Annotated in this window: 19 protein-coding genes; 9 read left to right on the top strand and 10 right to left on the bottom strand. The window is 72.8% G+C overall.

Going from position 1 to position 21,068, the window contains the following annotated elements:
* Positions 1-18 precede the first annotated feature (18 nt).
* Entirely contained in the window at positions 19-552 is a 534-nt protein-coding gene (locus tag ACFXG1_RS13570; protein ID WP_384723315.1) for a DUF5990 family protein, read from the top strand.
* Positions 553-645: 93 nt separating this feature from the next.
* On the opposite strand, the gene ACFXG1_RS13565 is transcribed toward ACFXG1_RS13570, so the two are convergent.
* The 3 genes from ACFXG1_RS13565 to ACFXG1_RS13555 form a co-directional block, all read right to left on the bottom strand.
* Positions 646-1,287 carry a DUF305 domain-containing protein gene (locus ACFXG1_RS13565; RefSeq protein ID WP_384742430.1) on the bottom strand — a complete coding sequence of 214 codons (642 nt, stop codon included), beginning with the start codon at positions 1,285-1,287 and terminating at the stop codon, positions 646-648.
* 5 nt (positions 1,288-1,292) lie between these two features.
* Entirely contained in the window at positions 1,293-1,967 is a 675-nt protein-coding gene (locus tag ACFXG1_RS13560; protein WP_384720789.1) for a DUF3105 domain-containing protein, read from the bottom strand.
* 142 nt (positions 1,968-2,109) lie between these two features.
* A complete protein-coding gene (locus ACFXG1_RS13555) occupies positions 2,110-2,508 on the bottom strand; it encodes a hypothetical protein (RefSeq protein WP_384720786.1) in 399 nt (132 codons plus the stop codon).
* 336 nt (positions 2,509-2,844) lie between these two features.
* Between ACFXG1_RS13555 and glnA the strand changes: the two genes are divergently transcribed.
* Both glnA and ACFXG1_RS13545 read left to right on the top strand, forming a co-directional pair.
* Positions 2,845-4,206: a type I glutamate--ammonia ligase gene (gene glnA, locus ACFXG1_RS13550; RefSeq protein WP_384720783.1), complete on the top strand. Its 1,362-nt coding sequence runs from the start codon at positions 2,845-2,847 to the stop codon at positions 4,204-4,206.
* Between the two features lie 164 nt (positions 4,207-4,370).
* The gene (locus ACFXG1_RS13545) at positions 4,371-4,604 is read left to right on the top strand and encodes an antitoxin (protein WP_384720780.1); all 234 of its coding nucleotides are present in this window, start codon (positions 4,371-4,373) and stop codon (positions 4,602-4,604) included.
* Between the two features lie 77 nt (positions 4,605-4,681).
* Here ACFXG1_RS13545 and ACFXG1_RS13540 read toward each other — a convergent pair whose 3' ends face one another.
* Positions 4,682-5,113 carry a VOC family protein gene (locus ACFXG1_RS13540; RefSeq protein ID WP_384742427.1) on the bottom strand — a complete coding sequence of 144 codons (432 nt, stop codon included), beginning with the start codon at positions 5,111-5,113 and terminating at the stop codon, positions 4,682-4,684.
* Between the two features lie 46 nt (positions 5,114-5,159).
* The gene (locus ACFXG1_RS13535; protein ID WP_384723743.1) at positions 5,160-5,681 is read right to left on the bottom strand and encodes a pyridoxamine 5'-phosphate oxidase family protein; all 522 of its coding nucleotides are present in this window, start codon (positions 5,679-5,681) and stop codon (positions 5,160-5,162) included.
* 288 nt (positions 5,682-5,969) lie between these two features.
* Between ACFXG1_RS13535 and ACFXG1_RS13530 the strand changes: the two genes are divergently transcribed.
* Positions 5,970-8,966, top strand: a complete 2,997-nt coding sequence (locus tag ACFXG1_RS13530; RefSeq protein ID WP_384742425.1) for a bifunctional [glutamine synthetase] adenylyltransferase/[glutamine synthetase]-adenylyl-L-tyrosine phosphorylase — start codon at positions 5,970-5,972, stop codon at positions 8,964-8,966.
* A 68-nt stretch (positions 8,967-9,034) separates the two neighbouring features.
* Positions 9,035-9,655 carry a DJ-1/PfpI family protein gene (locus ACFXG1_RS13525; RefSeq protein ID WP_384714700.1) on the top strand — a complete coding sequence of 207 codons (621 nt, stop codon included), beginning with the start codon at positions 9,035-9,037 and terminating at the stop codon, positions 9,653-9,655.
* Positions 9,656-9,916: 261 nt separating this feature from the next.
* Here the strand turns inward: ACFXG1_RS13525 and ACFXG1_RS13520 are convergent, their stop codons facing one another.
* Together ACFXG1_RS13520 and ACFXG1_RS13515 are read right to left on the bottom strand one after the other, a co-directional pair.
* On the bottom strand, positions 9,917-10,993 hold the full coding sequence (locus tag ACFXG1_RS13520) for a winged helix DNA-binding domain-containing protein (RefSeq protein WP_384714697.1): 1,077 nt from the start codon (positions 10,991-10,993) through the stop codon (positions 9,917-9,919).
* A 26-nt stretch (positions 10,994-11,019) separates the two neighbouring features.
* Positions 11,020-11,754 (bottom strand): alpha/beta fold hydrolase, encoded by a 735-nt coding sequence (locus ACFXG1_RS13515; RefSeq protein ID WP_384714694.1) that lies wholly within the window; start codon positions 11,752-11,754, stop codon positions 11,020-11,022.
* Positions 11,755-11,834: 80 nt separating this feature from the next.
* Here ACFXG1_RS13515 and ACFXG1_RS13510 point away from each other — a divergent pair, with 80 nt between their 5' ends.
* On the top strand, positions 11,835-12,809 hold the full coding sequence (locus ACFXG1_RS13510) for a helix-turn-helix transcriptional regulator (RefSeq protein ID WP_384742422.1): 975 nt from the start codon (positions 11,835-11,837) through the stop codon (positions 12,807-12,809).
* 236 nt (positions 12,810-13,045) lie between these two features.
* Here the strand turns inward: ACFXG1_RS13510 and ACFXG1_RS13505 are convergent, their stop codons facing one another.
* Entirely contained in the window at positions 13,046-13,657 is a 612-nt protein-coding gene (locus ACFXG1_RS13505) for a TetR/AcrR family transcriptional regulator (protein ID WP_384714688.1), read from the bottom strand.
* Between the two features lie 101 nt (positions 13,658-13,758).
* Here ACFXG1_RS13505 and ACFXG1_RS13500 point away from each other — a divergent pair, with 101 nt between their 5' ends.
* Entirely contained in the window at positions 13,759-15,336 is a 1,578-nt protein-coding gene (locus ACFXG1_RS13500) for an amidohydrolase (RefSeq protein ID WP_384742420.1), read from the top strand.
* A 314-nt stretch (positions 15,337-15,650) separates the two neighbouring features.
* Positions 15,651-16,424, top strand: coding sequence for a 23S ribosomal RNA methyltransferase Erm (erm, locus tag ACFXG1_RS13495; RefSeq protein ID WP_384714706.1), 774 nt, complete (start codon positions 15,651-15,653; stop codon positions 16,422-16,424).
* Between the two features lie 179 nt (positions 16,425-16,603).
* On the opposite strand, the gene ACFXG1_RS13490 is transcribed toward erm, so the two are convergent.
* Positions 16,604-17,128, bottom strand: coding sequence for a beta-class carbonic anhydrase (locus ACFXG1_RS13490; protein ID WP_384714703.1), 525 nt, complete (start codon positions 17,126-17,128; stop codon positions 16,604-16,606).
* Between the two features lie 285 nt (positions 17,129-17,413).
* Here ACFXG1_RS13490 and ACFXG1_RS13485 point away from each other — a divergent pair, with 285 nt between their 5' ends.
* Positions 17,414-17,647 (top strand): hypothetical protein, encoded by a 234-nt coding sequence (locus ACFXG1_RS13485; protein ID WP_384724518.1) that lies wholly within the window; start codon positions 17,414-17,416, stop codon positions 17,645-17,647.
* 132 nt (positions 17,648-17,779) lie between these two features.
* Here the strand turns inward: ACFXG1_RS13485 and ACFXG1_RS13480 are convergent, their stop codons facing one another.
* Entirely contained in the window at positions 17,780-21,052 is a 3,273-nt protein-coding gene (locus ACFXG1_RS13480; protein ID WP_384742417.1) for a BTAD domain-containing putative transcriptional regulator, read from the bottom strand.
* Between the last annotated feature and the right edge of the window lie 16 nt (positions 21,053-21,068).

Raw genomic sequence — 21,068 nt, 5'->3', positions numbered from 1 at the left:
CGTTCGGGTGAGGCGACCGTGCTGAGCCGAATGGGTGACGCCGGGTTTGTCCACACCGGGTTCGTCGACACCGGCGCCGTACGACGGGACGAGGAGAGGGGGCCGAGGCCGATGCCCCGGCTGACACTGCGCATCATCGGGGAGGACCTGCCCGGTACCGACCGCGGCGGCTTCCACCACATCCATGTCGGGACCCAGCGCGGCCGGGAACCCGACCAGGTGGTGCGGGCCGACGTGGCGACGGCGGTCTTCGAGATCCCGGTGGAGACCGTGCCGGGACCCGACGGCGCCACCGACTTCCGGGGGCCGTACGTCCAGGGCCCGCGCGGTGCCCGGTTCGCCTATCTCACCTGGGGCGAACTGCCGCCGGGCGGGGAGTTCGCGATGTTCCGCCGGGCCAAGATCTTCCTGGCCGATCTGCCCGCAGGAGCGGCGGGCGGGGGCGTCGCCGAGACCCGGATCGGCCTCACCGACGAGCAGGGGATGCCCCGGTGCGCGGGCCTGAGGCCGCCGCTGATCACCTGGTCGCTGACCGCGCCGCGGGCGGCCTGACACCGGCGCCGGGCCCGGAGTGGCCCGGCCGGTACCCGGGGCCGTACGCCCTCCGCCGAGGAAGGAGTCGTACGGCTCCGGGTCCCGTACCCGCTAAGGACGCGGCGCGGTGCCCCGTTCCTTCAGGAGATCGGCCATCAGCTCCAGCTCCGACTGCTGACCGGTCACCATGCCGTCGGCGAGCTGCCGCTGGGCCCCGGGGGAGCACAGGTCCACGCAGGCCTCGGCCATGTCGACGCCGCCCTTGTGGTGGGCGGTCATCAGCCGGAGGTACTCGATCTCGGCCGCCTCGCCGTTCAGCTCGCCCAGCTTCTCCAGTTGCGCGGGTGTGGCCATGCCCGGCATCCGGGCGTCGCCCGTGCTCGCGGTGTGCCCGTCGTGGGCGCCGCTGCCGGCCATCCACGCCATCGGCTCCCGGTCCGCCGCGACCGGCGAAAGGCCCCACTGGTCGAGCCAGCCCAGCATCATGCCCCGCTGGTTGGCCTGGGTGTTGATGATGTCGTACGCCAGCCGGCGGATCTCCTCGTTCCGGGTCCGGTCGCGGACGATGAACGACATCTCCACCGCCTGCTGGTGGTGGACGGACATGTCCCGGGCGAACCCGGCGTCCGCCGAGTCCGACGCCGGATTCCCCGGCTGCCCGCCGCCGCCACCCGCCGACGCCACCGTGGCCGCCCCGGCGAAGACGAGCGCCGCGACCACCGCGGTGACCGCCGTCCAGTGCGTCCGCGTCATCCCGGTCACTTCCCGGTCACCCCGCCGGAGCAGGTGGCGCCCTTCTCGGGGGTCTGCTCGCCGAGGACGTACTTCGTGAAGAACTTGTTCACCCGCGGGTCGTCCGCCGACTCCACCGTGAGCTGCTTGCCCCACGCCGTCAGCATGATGGCGCCCGCCTGGTCCTTGTAGGGGCTCATCAGGGAGTAGGCCGTCTTCCCGACCTTCTTCTCCAGCTTGGCGACATCGGCCTTGGACGCCTTGTCCGTGTAGGTGACCCAGACCGCGCCGTGCTCCATCGAGTGGACGGCGTTCTCGTTGGGGATCGGCTCCTGGTAGACCTTGGCGTCGCAGTTCATCCAGTTGGTGTGGTGGTCACCGCCGACCGGGGGCTTCTCCTTGTAGCTGACGGCGCCCTTCACATGGGTGCTGCCGAGCTTCTTCGCGTCCCACACCTTCTCGCCCGAGATGGGCTCCTTGCGGTCCGCGACGGCCTGCTTCTCCTCCTTGTCCTCCTCGTTGATCACATAGAGACCGAAGCCGACGAGCCCGGCGACGACCAGACCGCTGAGACCGATCGTCAGGATCCGGTTGCGCCGCTCGCGGGCGGCCTCCAGCTTCCGCGCCGCCTCTATTCGGGCTCTCCGGTCGTGCGCCGCGTTGTTCTTCGAGTAGCTGGGGGAGTTCTTACGGGAAGCCATGGGTGTGCGTCCTTCGTCAAGGGGGGATCCGCTGCCACAAGAGGCTGCGAGCAACGGGGGGAAGAGGCAAGAGGGCGACCGGAACCGGCGGATCCGACAGGGCGCCGGATTCCGTTCTCGGCCGGATCGGGCCCGTTCCTTCCTAGATCCGCAGCACTTGGAGGACATGGAGGCCGGGCGCGCGCGGCCGGGCGTCGGTACCGGCGGGGCCGACGGGACCGGCCGGGCCCGCGGGGCCCGCGGGAAGCTCCCCGGCGACCGGCGGGGTGTCCGGCGGCGGCGTCGTGAGCACCGCGGCGCCCATGACGGGATGGAGCCCGCACGGGCCGCCGTCGTTAGGGCAGACGAAGGAGGGCAGATCACTCGGCGGCGCCGAGCCGGTGACGGCGACGATGCCGCGGGCCCGGTCCGGGGCCCGGCCGTGGCTGTCGGCGGCCACGCTCAGACAGAGCACGAGCGCGCCGACGAGCGTCGCGGCGGCACTCAGCAGTGCCACGGGACGCGTGGAGCGCTTGAGGCGGCCGAGCCGGAGACCCCTCATAGCCGCAGATCGTATCGACGGCGGCGGCCGGGCACCTCACACGGGGCGGATATCGCGGCCTCCGGGGCGCCCCGGGGCACTTCCGAGGCCGTTCCACGGCGTTCCCGCCGCCCTCTCGGGGCACTCCCGGCCCGGCCCGCGCGTCCGCCACGGGGGCCTCGGGGTCGTCTCGGGCCGGACCCTGACACACAATGGGGTCTCGGCCCGGGTACGCAACCTGCCGGAAACCCGTGGATGCGATGCTCCTCGTGGTGTTCAGGTGCTTCGGGCGCGCTCCCGGGAAGCGCGCCGGGCTCGACCGACCGGCAAAACGATTGGGTGGAAGAGGAAGCCGCAATGGACAAGCAGCAGGAATTTGTGCTCCGGACGCTGGAGGAGCGCGACATCCGCTTCGTACGTCTGTGGTTCACCGATGTGCTGGGCTTCCTGAAGTCCGTCGCCGTCGCCCCCGCCGAACTCGAACAGGCGTTCGACGAAGGGATCGGGTTCGACGGCTCCGCGATCGAGGGGTTCGCCCGGGTCTACGAGTCCGACATGATCGCCAAGCCGGACCCCGCGACCTTCCAGATCCTGCCCTGGCGCGCCGAGGCCCCCGGGACGGCCCGGATGTTCTGCGACATCCTGATGCCGGACGGTTCACCGTCCTTCGCGGACCCCCGCTATGTCCTCAAGCGCATGCTGGCGAAGGCGTCCGACCTCGGGTTCACCTTCTACACCCACCCCGAGATCGAGTTCTTCCTGCTGAAGGACAAGCCGGTCGACGGCAGCCGTCCCGTACCGGCCGACAGCTCCGGCTACTTCGACCACACCCCGCAGAACGTCGGGATGGACTTCCGCCGCCAGGCGATCACCATGCTGGAGTCCATGGGCATCTCGGTCGAGTTCAGCCACCACGAGGGCGCGCCCGGCCAGCAGGAGATCGATCTGCGGTACGCGGACGCCCTCTCCACGGCCGACAACATCATGACCTTCCGGCTGGTGATGAAGCAGGTCGCCCTGGAGCAGGGGGTTCAGGCGACCTTTATGCCGAAACCGTTCAGCGAGTACCCCGGCTCCGGGATGCACACCCATCTCTCCCTCTTCGAAGGCGACCGGAACGCCTTCTACGAGTCCGGCGCCGAGTACCAGCTCTCCAAGGTCGGCCGCTCCTTCATCGCCGGGCTCCTCCGGCACGCCGCCGAGATCTCCGCCGTCACCAACCAGTGGGTGAACTCCTACAAGCGGATCTGGGGCGGCTCGACCCGCAGCGCCGGCGCGGGCGGCGAGGCCCCCTCGTACATCTGCTGGGGCCACAACAACCGCTCGGCGCTGATCCGGGTGCCGATGTACAAGCCGGGCAAGACCGGCTCGTCCCGGGTCGAGGTGCGCTCCATCGACTCCGGCGCCAACCCCTATCTGACCTACGCCGTCCTGCTCGCGGCCGGGCTGCGCGGTATCGAGCAGGGTTACGAGCTGCCGCCGGGCGCCGACGACGACGTCTGGGCGCTCTCCGACGCCGAACGCCGCGCGATGGGCATCGAGCCGCTGCCGCAGAACCTGGGCGAGGCGATCTCCCTGATGGAGCGGAGCGAGCTGGTCGCCGAGACGCTCGGTGAGCACGTCTTCGACTTCTTCCTGCGCAACAAGAAGCAGGAGTGGGAGGAGTACCGCTCCGAGGTCACCGCCTTCGAGCTGCGGAAGAACCTGCCGGTGCTGTGAGGCGTCCGGAGGCGGCGCGGGAGCCCTCCCGGGCCGCCTCGGGGCCGTCTCCGGGCCCGGCTCCGGATGGCCTCCGGGGCGTCTCCGGGCCGTCGACATGCGGAACCGGCCGGGCGCTGTGACCCTGGAACTGCGGGGGAGCAGTGCGGCGAAAGGGTGACCCCATGTCCGTGTTGGACAAGCTCAAGCAGATGCTGAAGGGCCACGAGTCAAAGGCGGACACGGCCGTCGACAAGGCGGGCGACGCCTTCGACGCGAAGACCCAGGGCAAGTACAGCGGTCATGTCGACAAGGCGCAGGACCACCTCAAGGGCCGGTACGGCACGGGGAACCAGGGCGGCGGCACCGGTGGCACCGGCGGTGGGGCCGGGCCGGGCGACCCGCCGCCGCAGAGCTGACGTACACACTTTCCGTACACCGGGCGGGCGGGCGGCCCGGGACCCGTGGGATACGGGATCCCGGGCCGCCCGCGCGCTCAGCGCTCGGAGAGCGGCGACGGGGCCTCCTGGACCGCCCAGCTGTTGCCGTCCGGGTCGGAGAAGAAGAGGAAGGAGTTCCACTCCCCGCCCTTCCCCTCCACCCAGCCGTTCTCCCCCAGATGCGTCACCTCGGAGACCTCCACGCCCCCGGCCAGCAGGGACTCCCGGGCCGCCTCGATGTCCGTGACACAGAGCTGGAGCCCGCCGACGCTCCCGGGCTCGCCCTGCTTCTGGGCCGCATGGGGCGGGAAACCGCTGCTCAAGGCGATCGAACAGCGCGAACCCGGCGGTGTCAGCTGGATCACCCGGATCCCCTGGACGACCTCCTGGTCGAGATCGGCCCGGAAGCCGCACCCCTCGACGTAGAACCGCTTGGCGCGGTCGAGATCGGTCACCGGCAGATTGACGACTTCCAGGGTGAGTTCCACAGGCGGACTCCCTCTTTCCTCGGGTCGGGCTGGTCGGGTCGGTCGGTCAGGGGGCGGTGGGGAAGCGGAAGCGGGTCTGGGCGTACGGATCCCGGGCGAAGCCGAAGACGGTACGCGGCGCCACCCGGAAGACCAGTGCGGGGCTGCCGGCCCCGAGGAGCACGCCGTCGCCCGCCTCGAACGTCCAGTCGGACCCGTACTTCACGAGGTACGCCGCCGCCAGCGCGCGCAGCCGGTCCCCGTCCGTCAACCGCTCGGCCGTACCCTCCACCACCAGATCGCACCCCGAGTCGATACTGCTGTCGCCGGTGGTGAGGACGACCTCGGTGTTCTCCCGGAGATTGCGCGCCTTGCGCTCGTCGGCGCCGGTGCAGAAGTGCAGTGCGCCGTCGAGCCAGATCGCGATCAGCGGGGTGACATGCGGGCGGCCGTCGGGCCTGACGGTGGACAACCAGTAGATCTCGGCGTCGGCGAGCGCGCGCTCCGCCGCCGTCCAGTCGAGTGCGTGGGCGGCCGGGTCGCTGTAACCGGGATGCAGCTCGGTGAGCGGAGTGGATGGTGCGGTCATATCGGATGCGCCTTTCCTGTCGGAACGCTTCGGAACGCCGCGGACGTACTCCGGGAGTCCGCCCTGCTTCGCATGGTGTCGACCGGATCCGCGCCCGCAACTCATCGGCCGACACCCATAAATCACTCAGGTGTTCGATATTGGGGGTCAGTCTGGCACGTCCGCGGGCCGTCCGCGCCCGTTTCCGCACACTCCCGAGGGCCGGATCACAGGGGCGGCGGGTGAGCGCCCGAGCGGTCTTTGGCTAGGCTCGATGCTCTGACCTTGACCGTGACGGGAGCGGGCGGAATGACGACGGTGCCGGTACCGGGGCGCAGAAGCAGTACCTTCACCCGGCTGCTGCGGTACGGGTTCACCGACCCCGGCGCCGCCGAACCGCTGCTCGCCCTCCCCGCGCTCGCGCCCGTCGGCGACGACGCCCTGCTGCTCGACGCCTTCGGTGCCACCGCCGACCCCGATCTCGCCCTCGCCGGACTCGCCCGGCTCGTCGAGGCCCAGCCCGAAGGCGACGACCGGGTCCTCGTCGACACCCTCACCACCGCGAAACCCCTCCGCGACCGGCTCCTCGGCGTCCTCGGCGCCTCCGAGGCGCTCGGCGACCACCTGGCCCGGCACCCCGGCGACTGGCGGGCTCTCGCCACCTACGAGTCGGCCGATCTCCATCCCGGTGTGGCGGAGTTCGAGAGCTGCCTCGCCGACGCCGCCGACCCCGTCGCCCTGCGCGTCGCGTACCGGCGCTGCCTGCTCTCCATCGCCGCCCGCGACGTCTGCGGCACCACCGATGTCGCCGAGGCCGCCGCCGAACTCGCCGACCTCGCCGTCGCCACCCTGCGGGCCGCGCTCGCCATCGCCCGCTCCGCGGCGCCCGAGGACGCCGGCCAGTGCCGCCTCGCCGTCATCGCCCTCGGCAAATGCGGCGGCCGCGAACTCAACTACGTCTCCGACGTCGACGTCGTCTTCGTCGCCGAGCCCGCCGGAGGCGCCGACGAGAGCGCCGGACTGCGGGCCGCCACCCGGCTCGCCTCCCATCTGATGCGGATCTGCTCCGAGACCACCGTCGAGGGCACCATCTGGCCCGTCGACGCCAACCTCCGCCCCGAGGGGCGCAACGGCCCCCTCGTCCGCACCCTCTCCAGCCATCTCGCCTACTACCAGCGCTGGGCCAAGACCTGGGAGTTCCAGGCCCTCCTCAAGGCCCGTGCCGTCGCCGGCGACCCGCTGCTCGGCGAGGAGTACATCGAGGCCGTGTCACCGATGGTGTGGCAGGCCGCCGAGCGGGAGAACTTCGTCGCCGACGTCCAGAAGATGCGCCGCCGCGTCATCGACAACATCCCCGCCGCCGAAGTCGAACGCGAACTGAAACTCGGCCCCGGCGGCCTGCGGGACGTCGAGTTCGCCGTCCAGCTCCTCCAACTCGTCCACGGCCGCAACGACACCACCCTCCACAGCGGCAGCACCCTCGTCGCGCTCCAGGCGCTCGCCGCGGGCGGCTACGTCGGCCGGGTCGACGCCGCCCAGCTGGACGACGCGTACCGCTTCCTGCGCGCCATGGAACACCGGATCCAGCTCTTCCGGCTCCGCCGCACCCATCTCGTCCCCGAGGACCCCGCCGAGCTCCGCCGCCTCGGCCGCTCCCTCGGCTTCCGCGCCGACCCCGTCACCGAACTCCACCGCACCTGGCGGCGCCACGCCTCCGTCGTCCGGCGGCTCCACGAGAAGCTCTTCTACCGGCCCCTCCTCGACGCCGTCGCCCAGCTCGCCCCCGGCGAGTCCCGCCTCAGCACCGAAGCGGCCGGATTGCGCCTCGAAGCACTCGGCTACGCCGACCCCGTCGCCGCCCTGCGGCACATCGAGGCCCTCGCCTCCGGAGTCAGCCGCAAGGCCGCGATCCAGCGCACCCTGCTGCCGGTCCTCCTCGGCTGGTTCGCCGACTCCGCCGACCCCGACGCCGGACTCCTCGGCTTCCGCAAGGTCTCCGACGCCCTCGGCAAGACCCCCTGGTATCTGCGGCTGCTGCGGGACGAGGGCGCGGCGGCGGAGAACCTGGCCCGGGTGCTGTCCGCCGGGCGGTTCGCCCCCGACCTGCTGCTGCGCGCCCCCGAAGCCGTCGCCATCCTCGGCGACCCCGGCGGGCTCGCGCCCCGCGGCCGCCACCACCTCGAACCCGAGATCCTGGCCGCCGTCGGCCGCGCCGCCTCGGCGGAGGCGGCGGTCGCCGCGGCCCGCGGGGTACGGCGCCGTGAACTGTTCCGTACCGCCGCGGCCGATCTCATCTCCTCCTACGGCACCGAGGAGAACCCGGCCGAAGCCGACACCGGCGCCCTCGTCGACCAGGTCGGCGGCGCGCTCACCGACCTGACGGCGGCGACCCTCGCGGGCGCGCTGCGGGCCGCCGTACGGGAGCGCTGGGGCGATGAACTCCCCACCCGCTTCGCCGTCATCGGCATGGGCCGCTTCGGCGGCCACGAACTCTCCTACGGCTCCGACGCCGACGTCCTCTTCGTCCACGAACCCCGCGACGGCGTCGACGACCAGGAGGCGGCGCGCGCCGCCGGGCTCGTCGTCGAGGAGATGCGGCGCCTCCTCCAGCTCCCCACCGCCGATCCGCCGCTCCTCATCGACGCGGACCTGCGCCCCGAGGGCAAGAGCGGCCCCCTCGTCCGCTCCCTCGCCTCCTACGAGGCGTACTACCGCCGCTGGTCCCTGGTCTGGGAGAGCCAGGCCCTGCTCCGCGCCGTCCCCGTGGCCGGCGACCCCGGCCTCGGCGCCCGCTTCATGGCCCTCGCCGACCCCCTCCGCTACCCGGCGGAGGGCCTCGGGGACGACGCCGTACGCGAGATCCGCCGCCTCAAGGCCCGGATGGAGTCCGAGCGCCTGCCGCGCGGCGCCGACCCCACACTCCACACCAAACTCGGCCGCGGCGGACTCAGCGACGTCGAATGGACCGTCCAGCTCCTCCAGATGCGCCACGGCTGGTCCGAACCCGGCCTCCGCACCACCCGCACCCGCGAAGCCCTCGCCGCCGCCCACGCGGCGGACCTGATCGCCGCGGAGGACGCACAGATCCTCGACGAGGCCTGGGTCCTGGCGACCCGCGTCCGCAACGCGGTCATGCTGGTCCGCGGCCGCGCCTCCGACACCTTCCCCTCCGACACCCGCGAACTGGCCGCGGTAGCCCGCTACCTGGGCTTCGCCCCCGGCCACGCGGGCGACATGCTGGACACCTACCGCAGGGTGACCCGCCGCGCGAGGGGAGTGGTGGAGACCCTCTTCTACGACGCGTAGCGGGTAGCGCCGACGATGACGCCGCTCCGAGGACCGAGGCCGCGGCGGGCGTCGTTATGCTGCCGCGTATGGACATCGTGATCCCGCTCTTCGACGATTTCGAGCCGCTCGACGCGATCGGGCCGTACGAGATCCTCGCGTATGTGCCCGGGGCGAATGTGCGGTTCGTCGGGGACGGGCCCGGGACGGTGCGGGACGTGTTGGGGGCCCTGTCGGTGGAGGTGGCGGCCGGGTACTCCGAGGTGGAGCGGTGCGATGTGCTGCTGATACCGGGCGGGGGGAGCTTCCAGGCCATGGTGGGGGATCCCGCGTTTCTGGAGTGGGTGCGCCGGATGCACGGCGGGACGCGGTTCACCACCTCGGTGTGCACCGGGTCGCTGGTGCTCGGGGCGGCCGGGTTGCTGGAGGGGCTGAGCGCCACCACGCACTGGGACGCCGTCGCCGACCTGGAGGCGTACGGGGCCGTGTACACGTCGGAGCGGGTGGTCCGGCAGGGGCGGGTGATCACCTCGGCGGGGGTCTCCTCGGGGATCGACATGGCCGTCGGGCTCGCCGCCCTGCTCTCCGACGAGGTGACCGCCCAGGCGATCCAGCTCTATACGGAGTACGACCCGCAGCCCCCCTTCGACAGCGGCTCGGTGGCCAAGGCCCCGGCCGAGGTCCTCGCGCGCGCCCGCACGCTCGGTTAGGGCCTCTCTTTCGGATCTTGCTGGGGCTCGCGTGCCCTGGCACCGCGCCTCGCCGCGTTGTCGTCAATCACCAATGGCCCCCTGCGCCTAACGGCGCGGGCGGTACCCCCACCGCAGTGGCTCAATCCTCCGCCTTGCGATCCACGGCACCAGACCCCGCTCACTACCCCAGCCTGATCCGAAAGAAAGACCCTAGCCGGGGTGTGACCGGGATACGGCCCTCTACGCAGAGCGAGTACTTCGGGTCGGGATGCGGGTCGGCTATGCGGTGGGCTGCAGAAAGAGGACGACGGCGGCCTTCTCCATGCTGATTTCCCGCTCGATCCGAGGCGGGACGGGTTCGAACGCATCCACCTGGATGGAGCGCGAGCCGGAGCCACGGCTCCAGGTGGCGATGGCCAGGCCGTCGGCGATGACGGTGGGCCGGATGAGACCGCCTCCCGGCCGGACGCGAGCCTCATGGACAGCGGGGACGGACGCCTCGCGGGTGCGGTAGCCGACCAGGTAGTTGTCGTAGGCGGGCAGCATGCGAATGTCCGGGGCGTCGGGTGTACTCGTTTGTTGTTCCACCCGCCCGGCGAGCATGGTCAACGCGCCGTGCGCGGTGATCGCGCCGGATTCCGCCAGCATTTTCCAGGCCCTGCGGGCCCAGGTGACCGGCAGCCCGGACCAGGTGGCGAAGTCCTCCAAGGTGGCGGGGGCGTGCGCGGCCAGGTAGCGGCGGGCCAGCTCGGCGAGGGCGGAGTCTCCTTCCCACTGGGCGCCCCCGGTGGTGGGCAGCCAGTCGTCGAGCCGGACATACGTGGCCTCACCGGCGCGCTGCGGACCGTGACAGAGGACCCCGGTGAGTGCCGCGTGGCGGATCAGGTGGAAAGGCGCCTGCCCGTCCGGCGGAGTACCGAGGGTGGTGAGGTGCTCGGTCAGCTCGGCCCGGGTAAGCGGGCCGTGCGCGGCAAGAACCCGCCGGATGAGATCGTCGGCGCGCCGGCGCAGATCGTCGTCCAGGCCCAGCTGCTGGTAGCGACCGCTCGTTGCGGCAAGAATCCGCGGGGACAGCAACTGCGACACCCAGCGGGCGTCTTCGCCGGGGATGGTGTGCAGGGTGCCGCGCATGTACCAGTTGCGGACGATGCTCCGCTCGTCCTCGTACGCAGTGCGGACGGCCTGCGCGGTGATGTCCCGGCCGCGTACCCGGATACCCAGATCGGCGGCCGTGGCGTCCTGGGACTGGATGGCGAAGACCCGTCGCACGACCGCCTCCGCGGATGTCTCCCGTGCTCCGCCGGCCAGGGCCTGGGCGTGGGCCCGCAGCCTGCGGAGGCTTTCGTGGTCATGCATCGGGCTGTGCCTCTCGTCCAGGGCGGTCAGGAGACGGCCTTGTCGAGGATGCCGGCGAGTTCGGCGGGCGCGGACAGCATCGGCCAGTGCCCGGTCGGCAGGTCGAAGCGACGCCACGGCGGCTGGTTCAGGTAGGCCAGCATCGGCACCCCCGCTTCCAGCAGCCCCGTGAAGTCATGGCAGGCGACCAGGACACGGTCCACACCGGGACCGGGCTCGGCCGGGCCGTCGAGACGCTGGGTGAAGGTGCCGAACGGCTGAGGGGTGGCACGCGAGCGCAGAGCGTCCCGCCGGTCCTCATCGAGCCCGTCGAGGCTGCTGGACAGGCCCAGGACCTCGAACGGCGGCATCGGCAGCCGCCACCCGTCGCCGGAGGCGTCGACCTGCTCGCGCAGCTGGTCCGCTGCTTCCGGCGGCATGAGGTCGAGCATGCACATGCCCGTGGCGAACGGGGCGCTGTCCACATAGACCACGCGCTCCAGCCGGTCGCCGAGACGTTCGGCCGCCCCGGTCACCGGGGCAGCCGCGTAGCTGTGGGCGACCAGCGTGACGTCGCGCAGATCGTTCCGCTCGACGAATCCCGTGATGTCCGCGATGTGCGTGTCCAGGTCCGTCCGGGGTCCGCCCTGGTCTGCGTGTTCGGCCAGGCCGGTCAGTGTCAGCGGCAGCGCCGTGTGGCCGCGCTCTCGCAGAGCGCGGGCGGTGTCGTCCCAGGCCCACGCCCCGAGCCAGGCGCCGGGAACGAGTACGAAGGTGGCCATGTGATCTCCCTGAAGTGAGGTGCTGATCGGAGCGTAGAGTCGATACAGGACAGAATCCGCCCTGAAATGTCGAGTGATCCATGTCGCATCCCCTGACGCGTGTGCTGACCCTGCTGGAACTCCTCCAGTCAAATGCCCGACTCACCGGGGCAGAGCTGGCAGACCGCCTGGATACCGACGTCCGCACGGTGCGCCGGTACACCGCCCACCTGCGGGAACTGGGGATCCCCGTGGAGGCCGAACGTGGCCGCTACGGCGGCTACCGACTGGCCCGCGGCTACCGGATGCCACCCCTGGTCCTCACCAATGACGAGGCTCTCGCCGTCGTCCTGGGCCTGCTCGCTGCGGAACGCCTGGGTATGAGCACGGCCGCACCGGCCAGTGCCGGCGCCCTGGCCAAGATCGAGCGGGTGCTCCCGCACGCCATGCGCGAACCGCTCGCCGCCATGCGGGAGGCACTCTCGTTCACCGCCGACGCCGTCATCGGGCAGGCACCCGGGACCGGCGTCCTGCTGGCCCTTGCCCAGGCATCCCGCGCCCGCACGACCGTCGCCGTCAGCCACCAGTCCTGGCGTCAGGAACACACCGAACGCGATATCGACCCCTACGGCGTGGTCTTCCACACCGGCCGCTGGTACGTCGTCGGCCACGACCACCTCCGCGACGGCCTGCGCACCTTCCGCATCGACCGCATCGCCTCCGTCACCCCCCGAGCCGACAGCTTCACCGCACCCGACGGCTTCGACCCCGTCGCCCACCTGACCTCAAGCCTCGCGCAGGGGCCCTACCGCTGGCGGGTCGAGGTGACGATCCACGGCCCCCTCGACGAGATCGCCCGCCGGCTGCCCCGCTCAGCGGTCACCCTCACCGCCCGGCCCACCGGCGTTCTCATGCACGCACGGGCAGAACGGCTGGCCGGCATGGCACACATACTCGCCTCCCTGGAATGGCCCTTCACCATCCACCAGCCCGACGAACTACGGCAGGCGCTCAAGGATCTGGCCGCCCAACTCGCCGCAGCCGCCCAGCGGGGACCGGAAGAACTACCGCAGTAAATACCGGATTTACTGCGGCAGAGCCCTTACATCGCCGACCGGGAGCTGTCCATCGCCCGCAAGGCGATCGGCTGGTGGCAGCGCCAGGGTCCGCCACGCCTCTGTCCGCTCCCGGGAGCGGTACGTCCGCCCCGGCGTGACGCCGACGCCCGGCGCGTCGCCGCACGTAAAATCCGAGCAGATCAGGGCTTCAAGATCATCCTGTTGCCCCTGTGGCGCCTGTCTCCGTCCCACTCCTAGCCCGCCGAGGACAGCCGCGCCAGGTGGGAGATCGTGCCCGCCAGGGCCAGTTCGAAGGCCGCGTCCGCGCGGCCCTCCGGCTCGCCGTCCGTGAGCGCTCGCGCCAGGCGGGGCGTCGCCGTCTCGTCCGTCAGGACCCACATCGGGTGCGGGGCCGCCAGGTCGAGGGCCGAGCCCAGGATCAGGTTCTCCAGGGCGATGAGCACCTTCATCACATTCCGGGACGGGAAGCCCGCGTCCAGCAGGACGCCCACCGCGTGCTCGTACTGGAGCAGGACCCTCGGGGCCCGGACCGGGGAGGCCATCAGCAGGGGGATCGCCCGGGGGTGCGCCGCGAAGGCCGCCCGGTAGGAGCGGGCCCATGCCGTGAGGGCCGCCTCCCAGCCCGGGGTGTCCAGCGCCGACGCGTCGATCGCCGCGCACACCCGGTCCCGGAGCAGTTCGACGATCCCGTCCCGGCCGTCCACATGGTGGTAGAGGGACCCCGTCTGCACGCCGAGCCGCCGGGCGATCTCGACGACGCTGAAGTCGCCGCCCTCGTCGACGAGTTGGAGAGCCACCGTCGCGATGCGCTCCCGGTCGATCAGCGATGTCCGTGGACGTCCCATTTCTCCCGCTCTCCCCGCGCTCTTCCCGGATCTCTCGCCGGAGGCTACATTGCGGAAAACCGAAAGCCTTTAGGTTTCGACGAGAAGGAAGGCGCTACGCCGTGGCAGCAGCTGACATCGTCCTGACCGGGGCGGCGGTCCGTACCCTCGACCCCGCCCGGCCCGCCGCGGACGCGGTGGCCGTCAAGGACGGGCTGATCGTCGCCGTCGGCGACGCGGCGGACGTCCGCGCCTGGCGCGGTCCCGGTACGGAGACCGTCGACCTCGCGGGGGCGGTCCTCGTCCCCGGGCTGACCGATGCCCACAGCCACCCCGTCTGGGGCCTCGAACTGGCCACCGGCGCCGATCTGTCCGCCGTCACCGACCTCGACGGGCTGCGGGCCGCGCTGCGGTCGGCGGAGCGCCGCGACGGGTGGGTCCTGGCCTGGGGGCTCGACCACAACGCGTTCGGCGGCCGGGAGCCGCACCACCGTCTGATCGAGGACGCGCTCGACGGCGCGCCCGCCTTCATCCGGCTCTACGACGGCCACTCCGCGCTGGTCGGCGCCGCCGCCCTCAAGGCGGCCGGGATCGACGGGCCGCGTACGTTCGTCCAGCGGGCGGACGTGGTGTGCGACCCGGAGGGGCGGCCGACCGGCTATCTGATCGAGCACGCGGCGATGGACCTGGTGGCGCGGGTGCTGCCGCGCGCCCCGTTCGCGGAGCGCGGCACCCGGCTGCTGGAGCTGCTGTCCGGGATGGCGGCGACCGGGATCGCGTCGGCGCATGTGATGGACCTCGGCGGGGACTCCCTCGAACTGCTCGCGTCCGTCGAGGACTCCGCCGATCTGCCGGTACGGCTCCGGCTCGCGCCCTGGTGCATGCCCGGCGCCGGGGAGGACGAGTTGGAGCGGCTCGTCGCCGTCCAGCGGGAGCGCGGGCGCGACTGGCGGGTCGGCGGGGTGAAGTTCTTCATGGACGGCACCGTCGAGGGCGGTACGGCCTGGCTGGAGCACGCCGACTGCCACGGGCGCGGTACCGACTCCTTCTGGCCGGACCCCGCCGCGTACAGCGCCGCCGTCCACCGGCTGCACCGGGCGGGAGTGGGCACCGCGACGCACGCCATCGGCGACGCGGCGGTACGCCATGTGCTGGACACCGTCGAGGCGCTCGGGCCGCGCGGGACGGGGGCACCGGTCCATCGGATCGAGCACATCGAGACCGTCCCCGACGACCAGATCGGCCGGTTCGCCCGGCTCGGTGTGGTGGCGTCGATGCAGCCGCCGCACACCGTGTACACCCGGGCCGACCACTCCGACGAGTGGTCGAAGCGGCTCGGTACGGACCGCGCGGACCGCGCCTGGCGCTGCCGGGATCTGCGCGACGCCGGGGCGGTCCTGGCGCTGGGCTCCGACTGGCCCATCGCCCCCTACGACGCCCGGGGCGTGCTGGCGACGGCGCTCGCGCCCCGGGGCGCGGCCGCCGGCCACGGCCTCACCGGGCTGATGGCACTGGAGGGCTGTACCTCCCACGCGGCGCTGGCCGCGGGCGAGTCCGCGATCGCGGGCCGGATCGCGGTCGGCTACCGCGCCGATCTGACCGCCCTCGGCGTCGACCCGGTGACGGCGACCGCCGACGAGGTCGCGGACGCGCCCGTACCGCTGACGGTGATGTCGGGCCGGATCACCCACCGGGCCTGACCCGCCCTCCGGGAAGGACCGGAGCCGCCCGCGCCCCCGTCGGGCGGCTCCGGTTCTTTCCGGAGGGCCGGTCCTTTCCGGAGGTTCAGCCCTGCCCCGAGAGCTGTGAAAAAACCGGTTGGTCGTCCCGGGGGCGTCGGGTAGCGTCCCCTGCATGTCCGGAATCGAAGGGATCGCCGCGGCGATGACCCGTTTCCGTCGCCTCTAGCGGCGGACTCCTCTCCTGATCGCAGGAATCTCGCCGCTTCAGCGCGTACGCGCCGGGCGGACATCCCGTGCTGCCCGGCTCCCTCGAAGCCGCGGAGACACCTTCCTTGCACGCGCACCACCACCCCGGTCGGCATGAACTGGGGCAGAACTTCCTCGTCGACCGGTCCACGATCGACACCTTCACCCGCCTCGTCGCCGACACCCGCGGGCCCATCCTCGAAATCGGCCCGGGGGACGGCGCCCTGACCCTGCCGCTCCAGCGGCTGGGGCGGGCGCTGACGGCCGTGGAGATCGACGGCCGCCGGGCCGCCCGGCTGCGGGACCGCACCGGACCCGCCACCACCGTCGTTACGGCGGACTTCCTCCGCTATCCCGCACCCGGCAACCCGTATGTCGTTGTCGGCAACCTCCCCTTCCACGCGACCACCGCGATGCTCCGCGGAATCCTGCGGGCCCCGGCATGGACCGATGCCGTGCTGCTGGTGCAGTGGGAGGTCGCCCGGCGCCGGGCCGGGGTCGGCGGGGCGACGCTGATGACCGCGCAGTGGTGGCCCTGGTACGAGTTCCGGCTCGTCGGCCGGGTGCCCGCCAACGCCTTCCGGCCCCGGCCGAACGTCGACGGGGGGCTGCTCACCATGGCCCGCCGCCGGCGACCCCTGGTCGCCGAGCGGGACCGCGCGGCCTATCAGGACATGGTCGCCCGGGTGTTCAACGGCCGGGGGCGCGGTCTGGCCCGGATCGTCGGACACGCCCTGCCCGAACTGCCCCGGCGGACCGTCGACGGCTGGCTCCGCGGCCATCGCGTCCCGGCCGCCGCCCTGCCGAAGAACATCACGGCCGAGCAGTGGGCCGACCTCCACGCGCTGCGCCGGCGCTGATCAGGCGCCGGACCGGCCCGGGGCTCGCGGGCGGTGGGCCGGTGGGATGGTGGGGCGGTGGCGGATGCCGCCCCACCACAGCGGGCCGTTCGGCGCACGGGGAGCGGCTCAAGCCCTTTCCCGTACGTCACTCACGTCCCACTGTTCCCGCAATTCTCTCTATTCCCCTGAGACTCCTTCTACTTCGGGTAGCTCACCTCTTTCAGGCGTCCCGTGTGCACGTCGAAGACGAAGCCCCGGATGGAGTGCTTGTGCGGAACGAAGGGGTCCACCTCGATCCGGCGGATCGACTGGCGGACGTCCTCCTCCAGATCGGTGAACGCCTCCGGTGACCAGGGCGGGCGGATTCCGGTCTCGGCCTGGAGATCCGCTTTGAATTCATCGTCCTTGAAGGTCTGCATACCGCAGTCGGTGTGATGGATCAGCATGATCCGGTTGGTGCCGAGCAGCCGCTGACTGATCGCCACCGACCGGATCGCGTCCTCGGTGACCGCGCCTCCCGCGTTCCGGACGATATGGGCGTCGCCCTCCTTGAGGCCCAGGATCGCGAAGATGTCCAGGCGGGCGTCCATGCAGGCCACGACCGCCAGCCGGCGGGCGGGGGGCAGGGCGAGCGGACCGCCGAACGCGGCCGCGTACGTGACGTTGTTGGCGAGATATTCGTCGACGACGGATCCCTCGGAATCCTCGTATGTATCGGACATCGATTTCTCCCAATCCCGGAAGCCGGGTGCGGGGCCCGGCGCTTGCACATTCCACGTCCCGTGGGGAGAACGTACCCATCCGAAAATCGAACAGGAAAGTTCTTGGCGGATGTGCGCCACCGACGGCCTATACCGGGGGGCCGTTCCCGTACCGGTCGAGAACGGGAAAAGTCTACTGGTGTAGACCTCTTGTGCGGTGTGCGGTGACACGGTTACGTTGCTTCCCGCGCCGCGCCTGTCCCCGGGGAAACGTCACTTCTTCCGTCGAACAGAGGAGTTGTGTCCATGGTGAAACGTCTGGGTCTCGCCCTTGCCGCCGTCGCCGCTTCGGCCGGTCTTGTGCTCAGCACCGCCACCCCGTCGGCCGCGACCTTCGGCTGGCGCGTCCACAACCACTACTCCTCCAAGGCGGAGTGCGACGCCGCGGGCGTCGCGGGCGCCCATATGTGGGGCGTCATCTACCAGTGCAAGCCGTTCGCCTACAAGCCCGGCGTGTGGGAGCTCTGGGTCCGCATCTGACCCCGCGCGACCCCCGCGCGGCTACCCGTACGCACGCTCGGCCGTCCTCCGCGCCCCCCTGCGGAGGGCGATCGACGGGGACGGCGCCGGTGCGCTCCGGACTCCCCAGGGCCGGGCGCCCGGCGCCGCCGGTCAGCCCGCGTCGGCGGTCACCCGCACAACGGCTCCCGCCGGCAGCGCCGTTCCACCGGCGGCCTCCGGCGCCGCCGCACGGCCCCGCGCGAACTCCTCCGCGTAGCCCCGATCCCCCAGTACCGCCCGCGCCCCCGCCTCGACCCGGTCCACATCGCCCCGTTCGCCCGAGGGCAGCGGTACGCCCACCGACTCCCTGGTCGCGGCGGCCTCGCCCAGCAGGGCGGCGGCCCCGGCGGCGGCGCCCGACAGCAGCCGGGCCGCCGCGAGCCCCTCCAGCGCCAGGGCCACGGACCGCGGATCACCCCCGGCGCGCGCCACCGCCAGGCCCTCCGACTGGAGCCGCAGCGCGTCCCCGGCCAGGCCCCGCGCCTCGGCGACGAAGCCCAGTTCGGCGAGGACCAGCGGCGGCACCTCCGGCTCGTACCCCATCTCGCCGTGCAGCCGCACCACGGTCCGCAGCCGCTCCTCCGCCTCGGACAGCCGCCCCTCGCGGCGCGCGCCCAGCGCGAGCCCGGTCTCCGCGTACTGCTCGCCGAAGACGTCGGCCTGCTCCACGGCGAGCCGCCGCGCCCGCTCGTGCAGCTCCCGGGCCCGGTCCAAGTCCCCGGTCAGCAGGGCGATCCGGCCGAGTCCGGAGAGCTGGAACGACACATCGGGCCAGAGTCCCAGGTCCTCCGCCATCCGCAGCCCGTCCCGGTGCAGCCGCCCGGCGCGCTCGTACTCGCCCAGCGCCTCGGCCCTGGTCTGGAGCGCCACCAGCGCCTGCAACTGCCCCCACTGGTCGCCCAGCTCCCGGAAGAGCGCGAGGCTCCGCTCGCCGTGGCCCAGCACCACCGCGAAGTCGCCCCGCAGCTTCGCCTGGAACGCCAGACTCGCCAGCGCCGCCGCCGTACCCCAGGTGTCACCGAGGGCGCGGAACCCGGCCAGCGCCGCCTCCGCCAGTTTACGGCCGGGCGCCGGGTCCCCGATCCCGTAGAGATGGGAGCCCAGATACCAGCGGGCCCAGGCCAGCCCGGCGGGATCGGCCGTGCCCTCGTACGCCGACAGCGCCGCGCGGTACTCCGTCACCGGATCCGCCGTACCGCCCAGCGCCAGCCGCATCCCGCCGAGCCGCGCCGTGGCCGCCGCGACCTCTCGCCGCGCCCGGGGCCCGGCGGCCGGACTCCCGTACCCCGCCGCCGCCGCGACCGCCAGGGCCCGGTCCAGCCGGCGCGCCGCCTCCGCGTACCGGCCGCGCAGCCGCCAGTACCAGGTCAGGGCGTTGACCAGCCGCAGCGCCCGGTCCGCGTCCCCGTCCCGTTCGGCGCCGTCCAGCGCCGTCCGGAGATTGCCCTGCTCGGCGTCGAGCAGCCGCAGCCACTGCCGCTGGCCGTGCCCCCGCAGATGCGGCTCGGCCCGCTCGGCGAAGTCCGTGTAGTAGTCCCGGTGCCGGACCCGCAGTTCGTCCAGCTCGCCGTGGTCCCGCAGCCGTTCGGCGCAGTACGCGGACACCGACTCCAGCAGCCGGTACCGCGGCCCCTCCGCCGTGTCCACCACCACGACCAGCGACGCCTCCACCAGCCGGGCCAGCAGCTCCAGTACGTCGGCGGGAGCGACGTCCCCGGTCGGGCAGACCGCCTCGGCGGCGGCCAGTCCCCAGCCGTCGGCGTGCACGGCGAGCCGCCGCAGGACCACCCGCTCCCGCTCCCCGAGCAGCTCCCAGCTCCAGTCGATCACCGCCCGCAGGGTGCGCTGCCGGGCGGGCGCGCCCCGTACCCCCGACGCCAGGACGTGGAAGCGGTCGTCGAGCCGGGCCGCCAGCTCGGCCGGGCCCAGCAGCCGTACCCGTGTCGCGGCCATCTCCAGCGCCAGCGGCAGACCGTCGAGGCGCCGGCAGATCGCCGCCACCGCTTCGGCGTCGGCGGGGCCGATCGTCAGACGCGGGGCGGCCGCGGCGGCCCGCTCCGTGAAGAGGGCCACCGCGTCGGCCCCGGCCAGCGGCGCCACCTCGCGCAGCCACTCGCCCCGCACCCGCAGCGGCACCTGGCCCGTGGCCAGGACCGTCAGCCGGGGCGCCGCCGTGAGCAAGGCCTCCACCAGGGCCGCGACCGGCTCCACCACATGCTCGCAGTTGTCGAGGACCAGCAGCGCCGGACGGTCGCCGAGCGCGGTCACGATCCGGTCCACCGCCGACGGCGGACCCGGGTCGCCGCCCGTTCCGGCCACGATGTCGTCCCGTACCCCCAGCACCGCAGCGACCAGATCGGCCGGACCGGTGTCCCCGGGATCGGTGGCGGGGGCGAGCGCCGCCAGCTCCACCAGCCGTACCCCGCCCGGGAACGCGGGCCCGGGCCCGGCCGCGACCGCCAGCGCCAGCCGGGTCTTGCCGACCCCGCCGGGCCCTGTCAGGGTCACCAGCCGGTGCCGGTCCAGTGCCGCCCGCAGTTCGGCGATGTCCCCGTCGCGGCCGATCAGCCCGGTCAGCGCGCGGGGCACGTTCGACGGCGGCCGGGCCGAGGTCGTCGGCGGTGCCGGTACGGCGGTGAGCGCCGGGTCCTGGGCGAGTACCGCCCGGTGCAGGGCCGCCAGTTCCGGGCCCGGGTCCACTCCCAGCTCATCGGCCAGCCGCTCCCGCAGCTCGGCGTAGCTGCTCAGCGCCGCGCCCTGCCGCCCGGCCAGATAGAGGGCGCGTACATGGGCCGTGCGCAGCCGCTCCCGGAGCGGGTGGAGGGTCACCAGATCGCCCAGTTCATCGGCGACAAGGGCGTGTTCGCCCAGCTCCAGACGGGTCTCCGCCTGCTCTTCGAGGACGGTGAGCCGCTGCTCGGCGAGCCGGGCGGCGTCGGCCCCGGGGAACTCCTCGTCGGCGAAGTCGGCGAAGGCGGGCCCCCGCCAGAGCGCCAGCGCGTCGGCGAACAGCGCGGCACGGCCGTGCGGATCGGCCGCCGCCCTGGCCCGCGCGGTCAGCTCCGCGAACCGGTCCGCGTCCACGGCACCGCCGTCCGCCCGCAGTTCGTAGCCGGGGGCGCGGGAGACGACGAGGTCCCGGCCGCCGGGCTCGGCGGCCTCCAGCGCCCGGCGGAGCTGCCACACCTTGTTCTGGAGCGCGGCGGCCGGGTTGCCCGGGGGCCGGTCGCCCCAGACATCGGCCACCAGACGGTCCGCGGACACCGGCCGCCCCCGGTGGACCAGCAGGACCGCGAGCAGGGCCCGCACCTTCAACTCGGGAACCCGTACCGCCCGTCCGTCGGACGTCCAGACGGTCAGGGGGCCGAGCACTCCGAAACGCATGCGGTCACGCTAACCG

Source organism: Streptomyces sp. NPDC059248, assembly GCF_042753905.1.
GTDB lineage: Bacteria > Actinomycetota > Actinomycetes > Streptomycetales > Streptomycetaceae > Streptomyces.
This window is presented reverse-complemented; position numbering and strand designations above follow the sequence as displayed.

Bases quoted from the DNA above. Each gene is read 5' to 3' on its own strand.
- ACFXG1_RS13565 (WP_384742430.1), bottom strand. From the start codon at position 1,287: ATGACGCGGACGCACTGGACGGCGGTCACCGCGGTGGTCGCGGCGCTC.
- ACFXG1_RS13480 (WP_384742417.1), bottom strand. From the start codon at position 21,052: ATGCGTTTCGGAGTGCTCGGCCCCCTGACCGTCTGGACGTCCGACGGA.
- ACFXG1_RS13490 (WP_384714703.1), bottom strand. From the start codon at position 17,128: ATGTCCGATACATACGAGGATTCCGAGGGATCCGTCGTCGACGAATAT.
- ACFXG1_RS13505 (WP_384714688.1), bottom strand. From the start codon at position 13,657: ATGGGACGTCCACGGACATCGCTGATCGACCGGGAGCGCATCGCGACG.
- ACFXG1_RS13560 (WP_384720789.1), bottom strand. From the start codon at position 1,967: ATGGCTTCCCGTAAGAACTCCCCCAGCTACTCGAAGAACAACGCGGCG.
- ACFXG1_RS13535 (WP_384723743.1), bottom strand. From the start codon at position 5,681: ATGACCGCACCATCCACTCCGCTCACCGAGCTGCATCCCGGTTACAGC.
- ACFXG1_RS13530 (WP_384742425.1), top strand. From the start codon at position 5,970: ATGACGACGGTGCCGGTACCGGGGCGCAGAAGCAGTACCTTCACCCGG.
- ACFXG1_RS13510 (WP_384742422.1), top strand. From the start codon at position 11,835: ATGTCGCATCCCCTGACGCGTGTGCTGACCCTGCTGGAACTCCTCCAG.
- ACFXG1_RS13555 (WP_384720786.1), bottom strand. From the start codon at position 2,508: ATGAGGGGTCTCCGGCTCGGCCGCCTCAAGCGCTCCACGCGTCCCGTG.
- ACFXG1_RS13485 (WP_384724518.1), top strand. From the start codon at position 17,414: ATGGTGAAACGTCTGGGTCTCGCCCTTGCCGCCGTCGCCGCTTCGGCC.
- ACFXG1_RS13525 (WP_384714700.1), top strand. From the start codon at position 9,035: ATGGACATCGTGATCCCGCTCTTCGACGATTTCGAGCCGCTCGACGCG.
- ACFXG1_RS13545 (WP_384720780.1), top strand. From the start codon at position 4,371: ATGTCCGTGTTGGACAAGCTCAAGCAGATGCTGAAGGGCCACGAGTCA.
- ACFXG1_RS13515 (WP_384714694.1), bottom strand. From the start codon at position 11,754: ATGGCCACCTTCGTACTCGTTCCCGGCGCCTGGCTCGGGGCGTGGGCC.
- ACFXG1_RS13520 (WP_384714697.1), bottom strand. From the start codon at position 10,993: ATGCATGACCACGAAAGCCTCCGCAGGCTGCGGGCCCACGCCCAGGCC.
- glnA (WP_384720783.1), top strand. From the start codon at position 2,845: ATGGACAAGCAGCAGGAATTTGTGCTCCGGACGCTGGAGGAGCGCGAC.